Origin of the sequence: Microcystis wesenbergii FACHB-1317 (assembly GCF_014696875.1) — a bacterium.
In the GTDB taxonomy this organism is placed as follows: Bacteria; Cyanobacteriota; Cyanobacteriia; order Cyanobacteriales; family Microcystaceae; genus Microcystis; species Microcystis wesenbergii_A.
The window spans coordinates 19420-27858 of record NZ_JACJQV010000193.1 but is presented as its reverse complement, the minus strand read 5'-3'; the positions used below and the strand labels follow the sequence as shown (position 1 = coordinate 27858).

The window sequence follows — 8439 nt, the reverse complement described above, 5'->3', positions numbered from 1 at the left end:
GCTGACTTCTTTGCTGATTTCGACGATTCCCAGGGGAGAAAGTAATTGTTCAAGGTAATTTTTGGCAAATTGGTCATGGGGTTTCATGGAGTTTCTTGAATAGCTTGTCGGACTTGTTCTAAGTCTAAATCCAAAGCTTGAGCGATTTGTTCCATACTTAAACCCAAAGCCAGCAAACGGGGAATAGATTCCAGTTTAGCCTCTAGTTTTCCTCGCTCTAGTCCTCGCTCTAGTCCTTGTTCGAGTCCTTGTTCGAGTCCTTCCCGTTTAGTTGCTTCCTTCCATTCCTGATAGGTTTGAGATAAGGTCATAAACACCTCTCTATCCTCAGTTTCTAGGATGTTATTTATTTCCATACTAACCCGCCAACTAATTAATAATTCCAGCACATTTTCCCGGAAAGCATTACCTTGAGGTAATTCTAACAATTCTCGCACCGCTTGGTCTTGAGTTTTTCCCCGTCCTAATAATCTTAACCAGAGAGTCTCAGCCGTCACAGGCAATTGATTAATAGCGATAATTGCCGTGCGATAAAGCGAGGGAAGAAAATAGACTCCTTCTGGCCAATCTGGGTCTAATTTTGCCCCAAATCCCTCTAAAACAGTGATACCAGCCGAAGGGGATAAAATCCACAAACGAGGGGCATTGTCTTCATTGTAGCTCTGATTTTCTCGTTTAGCTTGTCTTTGCAGTTCGGCTAAAATTGTCAAAAGTTTCGCTAAACAATTGCGAATCTCGCTCCGGTTAGGAGGATTGCGATAGGGTTCAATTAAGACAGTATTAAGGACAATTCTGCCTAATAATCCCAGATAATTGGGGTTGGGTTCGGCATTGGGGGAAAAAAATAAATCTATCTGTCGAGTTTCGTCGCTGACTTCTTTGCTGATTTCGACGATTCCCAGGGGAGAAAGTAATTGTTCAAGGTAATTTTTGGCAAATTGGTCATGGGGTTTCATGGACTGAGCAGTTAATCGATAATTCTCAATTGTATAGTTATTAAAAAAGTGGGTTTAAATAACCCACTTCTCAAGTGATGATTGGTAGTTTTTGGGATCGGAATTTTCAAACTGTGCCAGAAACTATGAGCAGCCATGGCAATTATTCTCCTTGTCAATAGTGAGCAATTGTAAGATTAGACTACCTCTTCGAGAAAATCATAAATTTTGTCTAATTGTTCCAAGGTCACTAAACCGTACTGCCAGAGAATCATCGGTAAATGAATTTTATCAGATTGGATCGAGCGCTCGGCCATAGCGATCGATTCTTGGGGAAGGGACAATTCCTCTTGTAGAAATTGTCGGAATTGGGAATAGGCAATCGTGGACATGGGGGTACTTTTTCCTCAATAGTATATCTCGTAATTTCAATAAAACACCACCTGATCGGTTTCAAGGACAGTTAGTCTTGCGACCGTTTTTTCTGTATCTAAGCTATCTCGATGATAGAGAGTGCTTTTCTAAAAATCGCTGGCTCTCTTACAAATAGTCCCGTTAGCTCCAGTAGAATTTTGTCTCTGTTTAATCTATAGCAAGGGTAAAGATTATTCAATCTATAACTTGATAGACTATAAAAATCTTAATCGATATGGTTATATCTTAAACAGTATAAATGCGTAATAGCTTATAAAAGCCATACTTATATTTTCGGACAAGGGACACTTTCTATAAGAAAGTTAACACCATTTTCAAAAATCAAGGTCTTGAGATAGACTCAATCTTAATTTTATCTCCTTCTTTCACTCCTAATTCTTTGGCTCGGCCCCCGGCTAGTTCGATCACTTGATTAACCATGGTGTTTGGCCCATAGACAGGACAAGGATCCACAGCACAAGGAGGGACATTGAGCAAAACTGCTTTTACTATACCATCTTTTAGAAAAATCATGTCTAGAGGAATCGAGACATTTTTCATCCAAAACCGGGCCACCAGAGGTTGTGCAAAGGGAAATAGCATACCGCGATTTTTCTCCAAAGACAAGCGATACATTAAACCCTTGGCCTGTTGTTCTGGGGTTTGAGCCACTTCTAGCTCAATTATCTCACCATTAATATCTGCTTTGGCCGTGACCGGTAATATTTGCCCTTGATTCTCAGTCGTAATCTGAGCCATCGAACTATTATTACCATTGAGATTAGTCGATTGACAACTCAGCAGCAACAAACCTAAGAATAATATTAACTTGATCTTGAGCATAAATGATTTTTTACCAGTCATCACCAATAGTTATCAATACTTAATTTTTCTAGTATAAGTGGAGAATTAAGCAGATAATACATTAACACAAAGTGACGACGGCAAATATAAAGATAGTATTAAAAATATCTAGCATGGGGTTGAGCATCCTTCCTTGAGGAGAGGGGCAGGATTGCTAGAACGTATATACTAAGAAAGTTCTCAAAGCTATTTGCCGATTTTCTCCCTCAATTTTGCCCTAGTCCGGCAGCAGTCGATCGCCTTCGTAGGTTAAAATACCATTGATCTATTGATCGATTATTGTAGGCTCAGGAGCAATCACCATGACCGCAGAAAGTATGTTATTTAATGGGGCGATCGTGGCGATCGTTCTCGTCCTCGTCGGATTAGCTTGGGGTTTTCTCCTCCTCAAAATCCAAGGTGGAGAAGCGGAATAGCTTGTTTTTCCGTTCATGGTTACTTTATTAGTAATCATGAACTAATTTTTCCCATCAAAAGTAATTAAGAGAAAATCAATAACCAAAATTTTATAGCTATACCTATGACCACTCCCACGATCGAGTTTTTTGTTGGTTTATCAGAAGAATTAAGCGGTGTTAGTCTCCGCAAAAATAAAAATACCGGGATTCGCAATGTCCTGATGACTTTTAAAACCCTGAAAGCGATCGAACGTTTCCAAAGTTTCACCACCCGTACCTACGGCGATCTCCGTCTCACCGATGAGGAAGGAGTGATTATAGTTATTCCCAACTCGACTAAGTTTATTTTTGGAGGAGATGAAGGAGATGAAATTCAACGGGTAGAATGTGGTTTTGAAATCACCGATGAACACTGGGAGCGTTTTCTGCGCTTTATGAATCGTTATGCGGCAGCCAACGGGATGGGGTATCAGGATAAGTGAGAAGTGGGGTGATGGGGGAATGGGGAGATAGGGGAATGGGGAGATAGGGTGATGGGGAGATAGGGGAATGGGGAAATTTCAACTAAAACCCTAAAACCCTAAAACCCTAAAACCCCAACTCTCAACTCCTGAATTCTGATAGCCAAAAACCAGCTAAAATAAGGATAAATTTAGTCAAGAAACCATGAAAATAGCGATTACTGGGGCGACGGGATTTGTGGGTAGTCGATTGGTGGTCAAACTCTATGATCGCGGCGATGACATCCTAATTTTGACTCGCAATCCCGATAAAGCCGGGAGAATTTACCCAAAGTCAATCTATCCTAAGATAGAGATTATTCCCTATATCGCCACAGAATCGGGGGATTGGCAAAAAGAGATTTCTGGATGTGATGCGGTGATTAATCTAGCGGGAGAACCGATTTCGGAACGCTGGACCGGTGAAGCAAAACGAGCAATCATCGCTAGTCGGGAAATCGGCACCGAGAAAATTGTCGAGGCGATCTCGCGTAGCGAGCGCGTTGCGACCGCAATGGCCGACCAGAAACCGAAAGTTTTAATTAACTCCTCGGCGATCGGTTACTATGGAACCAGTGAAACCGCTAGTTTTGACGAAAATAGCCCTCCCGGTGACGATTTTCTGGCAGATGTCTGTAAAAAGTGGGAAACAGCCGCCCAAAAAGTTAAAGATTACGGCACTCGTTTAGTCATTCTTCGCACGGGTATTGTTTTAGGCAATGGGGGTGCTTTAGGGAAAATGATCCCACCCTTCAAACTTTTTGCCGGCGGACCGATTGGCAGCGGTCGTCAGTGGTTTTCTTGGATTCATCGGGATGATTTAATTAATTTAATTATCTATTGTCTCGATCGCCCAGAAATTAGCGGCACTTTCAACGCTACTGCACCCAATCCCGTGCGGATGAAAGAATTCTGTCAGATTTTAGGGGAAGTAATGAAGCGTCCTTCTTGGTTGCCGGTGCCAGATTTTGCCCTCGAAATTCTCTTGGGAGAAGGGGCCAAAATCGTCTTAGAAGGTCAAGAAGTGCTGCCAAAAGCCACCCAAGCGATCGGTTTTGACTATCGCTATCCTAATCTAGAAGCGGCCTTACAAGAAATCGTCCCGAAAATGTAGAAAGCTGATAAGTAGTCGTGCAAAATTAATTTCCTAGTGAAGATAGGCAAGAGGCAAGAGGCAAGGGGCAAGAGGTGGTTAGATATGTGTAATTAATTTTGCTTAGGTACTTATACCCGAGGCCGAATGTTCTCAATCTATTTTTCACTCCAGACGGGATGGGAGAATAAAGAGGCAGCCACTCTCACCCCGCGCAGTTGATTTAACAGGGGTAAATGGCCCACGGGAGCGCTTAAATCCCAGATAAATTCTTGGGGGTATTTCGTCCAATTATTGCCATTTTTCCAACCAATTTTCGGCCAGAGTTTCGGGAAATCTTGACCCACACCGAGCCATAATTTGCGCTGCACCGACCAACCGAATTTCCCTTCCGAATGAACTAACCAAAGATGATCAATAGTCTGAATGTCAACCTTGGGAAAAGCTTCTACTTCCGTAAAATAGACCCATTTCCTCTGTATTGCTCCTTCTCCTGCTAATTCACAGAGTTTTTGACGGGTGAGACTATCGGCAGTTTGAAAATCCTGTTTAGCCAATAATTCCTGTAAAAGTCGATAATCGATACCTTTAGCACTATCGAGGGGAACAACACCCGTGGGGAAATAATTAGCTAAAAATTCCTTGCTCTGAGCGCTATTATCTTGGTATAGCAATTGATAAGCCTTACCTGTCACCAGATTAACAGGAGTGGGGCGCTCGGCTAATAAAAAATCTCTCAATACGGTTAGGCCACCTTCTCCGGTTCCGGCTAATTGTGTCAGGATCTGTAATTGATTTTTCGGCGACTCGGTGGCTAATTGACTCATCTTACGGGTAATATCCTCGCTTTGTTCTTCTACTAACACGCCATTCTGGTCAGTCATATCATCACTTTTAAGACCACTCCTTCAATACTATTACCACTATTTCGGGGTGGCTGCTCGATTTTTTCCTGACAAAAAAGGGATTTTTAGCGGGTCGTTGATCGTACACTGAAAGAGAGAACTATTTTGGTTATCTAGATCACCGACGGTCAAAATTCCCTCAACTGAATCGGGGATGCGCGGAGATTGTAACAAAATTTATCGATTTATTGACAAAAAACACCGCTCATGCTATCAACTGAACCTAAAATCAACAATTCCGGACAAAAATATTTAGCCTATCAAGATTGTCTATCCCCGAATCAAACCCTGTTCCCCCTGACAGCCAAGGTTAATAACCGCGATTGTCTAGAAATCGGTGGTTGTGATGTGACCACCCTAGTGGAACTTTTCGGTTCACCCTTGTATATTGTCGATGAAGTCACCCTCCGCACTGCCTGTCGTCAATACCTGCAAGGTTTCCAGACTCATTATCCCGGAGAATCTAGGGTAATTTATGCCTCGAAAGCGTGGAATTGTCTGGCTGTATCGGCCGTGGTCGCTAGGGAGGGATTAGGTTTTGATGTGGTGTCGGCCGGAGAAATTCACACGGTGTTAACCGCTTTAGACCAGATCAATAAAACCGCTGTGCCGATATACTTTCATGGTAATAACAAATCGAGCGCCGAGTTAGAATATGCGCTCGAGCATAACTGCATTATTATCGTTGATAACTGGCTAGAACTAGAAAATCTGGTTAAATTAGGCGAAAACCGTCCTGATACCCCTATTCCGATCCTCTTGCGCTTAACCCCCGGCATCGAGTGCCACACCCACGAATATATTCGCACGGGTCACTTAGACAGTAAATTTGGTTTTGACCCTCATCAAATCGAAGCGGTATTTGACTATGTTTTAGCTCATCCGCTGCTGAATTGTCTGGGTTTACACGCTCACATCGGTTCCCAGATTTTTGAACGTCAACCCCACCAAGACTTAGCCGCTGTCTTGGCAGATTGGTTTAAATTAGGTTTAGAACGGGGTTTACCCCTAGAGCAATTAAACGTCGGTGGTGGTTTAGGGATTCGCTACCTCGAAAGTGATGACCCCCCAAGTATCGAGGAATGGGTGCAAGCAGTGTCCTTAGCAGTGGCTAAAGCTTGTCAGGAAAGAGGTATCGCTTATCCCCTGCTCATTGCCGAACCGGGACGCTCTCTGATTGCCACCGCTTGCGTAACGGCCTATACAGTGGGTAATCGCAAAGAAATCCCTGAAATCCGCACCTATATCGCCGTCGATGGCGGAATGTCCGATAATCCCCGACCGATTACCTATCAATCGGTTTATCGGGCCGTTGTCGCTAATAAAATGAGTCAAGAATGTCAGGAAGTGGTGACAATAGCTGGAAAACATTGTGAATCAGGCGATATTCTAATTAAGGATATTACGCTACCGAAAACCAACCCGGGGGATATTTTAGTGGTTTTAGCCACAGGAGCCTATAACTACAGTATGGCTTCTAATTACAACCGCTTACCCCGTCCGGCGGCGGTAATTGTCCAAAACGGAGAAGCTAATCTGATCCTTGAACGGGAAAATCTGGCGGGTTTGCTGCGTCAAGACCGCTTACCCAATCGACTCTCCTTAATATAAACCTCATCGCTATTGTCCCCCCATGTCGGGTTTTTTTCTGGACCCTCGCCGGTTATTGTCCTGGATTCTCAGCCATGGTCTGTTATTCCTAGACTTTGGGTTAGTTCTCCTGCTTACCTATATGCTGCTGCTAATTATCGGCGAGCGGCGTACCTTTTGGATGGTGCGAGGACTAATCTATTTAATGCTGGCCTCGGTGATTAGCGATGCCCTAGGATTGCGCTTGCTGGGGTTAGTCCTAGAAAAATTGATTTTGGGGGCAGCCGTAGCGATCGCTGTGATTTTTCAGTCGGAATTTCGCCGTTTTTTAGAATTATTGGGCAAAGGTCAAGTGTGGGAATTATTTAAAAAAAGTTCCCCCACTCCCAAGACCGATAATGTCATTGATGAGTTAGTGGACGCGGTGAAGGATCTATCTCAAAATCGCACCGGTGCGCTGATGGTATTAGAAACCAGTGGCAATCTCGACACCAAGGTGTTTGTCAATCCGGGAGTGATGCTAAATGGCGAAGTATCTAAGGAATTAATTCAAACTATTTTTCAAACTAAAACTTTACTGCACGATGGGGCTGTATTTATTCGGGGCGATCGAGTGGTGGCCGCTGGTGTTATTCTACCCCTATCGGAGCGCAGTACCTCTAGGCAATTAGGCACCCGTCATCGGGCAGCCATGGGCATTACCGAAAGGCTAGATAATTGTATCTGTATTGTGGTTTCTGAGGAAACTGGCTCGATTTCCCTCGCGTCGGGGGGTAATTTGGATCGGCCTTTAACCAGTAGTAAACTAAAAGAGCTGCTCGAAGCGAAGTTTTCTCCGTCGGGAGAGGGGGAAGTGGTCGCACCGAGTTGGGGACGTTTAGGGCGTACAATTGGCTTAAAAGGTCGTCTAATCTTAGAAAAATTCTCCCGTTCGCCCAGCGCAACCCCGAAAGATAGAAAATGACTGTTAAACCGAGCTTATCACCAGAATTACCTACGGATTTAGATAAAAACCGTTTGCCTCAGCACGTCGCAGTGATTATGGATGGGAACGGTCGTTGGGCGAAAAATCGTGGTTTACCCCGGATTATGGGCCATCAACGGGGAGTAGATGCACTCAAAGACTTGCTGCGCTGTTGTCGCGACTGGGGGATTCCCGCTTTAACTGCTTATGCTTTTTCGACGGAAAATTGGGGTCGTCCCCTGGAGGAAGTAGAGTTTTTAATGACTCTATTCGAGCGGGTTTTGCGGCGGGAATTAGAAGAAATGATGCAGCAAAATGTCAAAATTCGCTTTATTGGTAATTTATCAGCCTTGCCAGAGTCTTTAAGACGGGAAATTGCTAAATCTCAAGCAGAAACTAGCAAAAATTCTGGTATTCAATTTACGGTGGCTACTAATTATGGTGGCCGAGAGGAGATCGTGCAAGCTTGTCAGGCGATCGCTCGTCAGGTGCAACAGGGTTTAGTCTCCCCAGAAGCGATCGATGAATCTCTCTTTGAACAGTATCTTTATACTGCCGGGATTCCTAACCCAGACCTGTTAATTCGCAGTAGTGGGGAAATGCGAATTAGTAATTTTTTACTCTGGCAAATGGCCTACGCGGAAATCTACGTTACTGACACCCTCTGGCCCGATTTCGATCGAGTGCAATTTCACCGCGCTTTAAAAGATTATCAAGGTCGTCATCGTCGTTTTGGCAAATTATAGAGGCTGCAGCCCAAATTTAGCGAAATAGCC

Annotated in this window: 11 protein-coding genes; 6 read left to right on the top strand and 5 right to left on the bottom strand. The window is 43.9% G+C overall.

All coding sequences use genetic code 11. The features are described from left to right. Window positions 1-83 precede the first annotated feature (83 nt). The 3 genes from H6F92_RS19440 to H6F92_RS19430 all read right to left on the bottom strand — a co-directional run bounded on the left by H6F92_RS19440 (window position 84) and on the right by H6F92_RS19430 (window position 2213). A complete protein-coding gene (locus H6F92_RS19440; protein WP_190359142.1) occupies window positions 84-956 on the bottom strand; it encodes an RpnC/YadD family protein in 873 nt (290 codons plus the stop codon). Window positions 957-1132: 176 nt separating this feature from the next. Beyond that, window positions 1133-1327: a DUF2949 domain-containing protein gene (locus tag H6F92_RS19435; protein ID WP_002732568.1), complete on the bottom strand. Its 195-nt coding sequence runs from the start codon at window positions 1325-1327 to the stop codon at window positions 1133-1135. A gap of 364 nt (window positions 1328-1691) precedes the next feature. After that, window positions 1692-2213 carry a DUF192 domain-containing protein gene (locus H6F92_RS19430; protein WP_190359141.1) on the bottom strand — a complete coding sequence of 174 codons (522 nt, stop codon included), beginning with the start codon at window positions 2211-2213 and terminating at the stop codon, window positions 1692-1694. A 302-nt stretch (window positions 2214-2515) separates the two neighbouring features. Between H6F92_RS19430 and petM the strand changes: the two genes are divergently transcribed. From petM to thyD, 3 genes are all read left to right on the top strand, one after another. Continuing rightward, window positions 2516-2629: a cytochrome b6-f complex subunit PetM gene (gene petM / locus H6F92_RS19425; protein WP_012265655.1), complete on the top strand. Its 114-nt coding sequence runs from the start codon at window positions 2516-2518 to the stop codon at window positions 2627-2629. Between the two features lie 104 nt (window positions 2630-2733). After that, window positions 2734-3093: a photosystem II reaction center protein Psb28 gene (gene psb28, locus H6F92_RS19420; RefSeq protein WP_002777305.1), complete on the top strand. Its 360-nt coding sequence runs from the start codon at window positions 2734-2736 to the stop codon at window positions 3091-3093. Window positions 3094-3277: 184 nt separating this feature from the next. Continuing rightward, window positions 3278-4225, top strand: a complete 948-nt coding sequence (gene thyD / locus H6F92_RS19415) for a thylakoid membrane protein ThyD (protein WP_190359140.1) — start codon at window positions 3278-3280, stop codon at window positions 4223-4225. Between the two features lie 137 nt (window positions 4226-4362). Here the strand turns inward: thyD and H6F92_RS19410 are convergent, their stop codons facing one another. Together H6F92_RS19410 and H6F92_RS19405 are read right to left on the bottom strand one after the other, a co-directional pair. Next, a complete protein-coding gene (locus tag H6F92_RS19410) occupies window positions 4363-5088 on the bottom strand; it encodes a GUN4 domain-containing protein (protein WP_190359139.1) in 726 nt (241 codons plus the stop codon). A gap of 39 nt (window positions 5089-5127) precedes the next feature. Beyond that, entirely contained in the window at window positions 5128-5283 is a 156-nt protein-coding gene (locus H6F92_RS19405) for a hypothetical protein (protein WP_158499366.1), read from the bottom strand. 33 nt (window positions 5284-5316) lie between these two features. Between H6F92_RS19405 and lysA the strand changes: the two genes are divergently transcribed. The 3 genes from lysA to uppS are packed head-to-tail and all read left to right on the top strand — an operon-like array spanning window position 5317 to window position 8409. Next, window positions 5317-6720 carry a diaminopimelate decarboxylase gene (gene lysA / locus H6F92_RS19400; RefSeq protein ID WP_190359138.1) on the top strand — a complete coding sequence of 468 codons (1404 nt, stop codon included), beginning with the start codon at window positions 5317-5319 and terminating at the stop codon, window positions 6718-6720. 22 nt (window positions 6721-6742) lie between these two features. Continuing rightward, window positions 6743-7663: a diadenylate cyclase CdaA gene (gene cdaA, locus H6F92_RS19395; protein WP_190359137.1), complete on the top strand. Its 921-nt coding sequence runs from the start codon at window positions 6743-6745 to the stop codon at window positions 7661-7663. After that, window positions 7660-8409, top strand: a complete 750-nt coding sequence (gene uppS, locus H6F92_RS19390; protein ID WP_002757028.1) for a polyprenyl diphosphate synthase — start codon at window positions 7660-7662, stop codon at window positions 8407-8409. The genes cdaA and uppS overlap by 4 nt, the downstream gene beginning before the upstream one ends. Window positions 8410-8439: the final 30 nt, after the last annotated feature.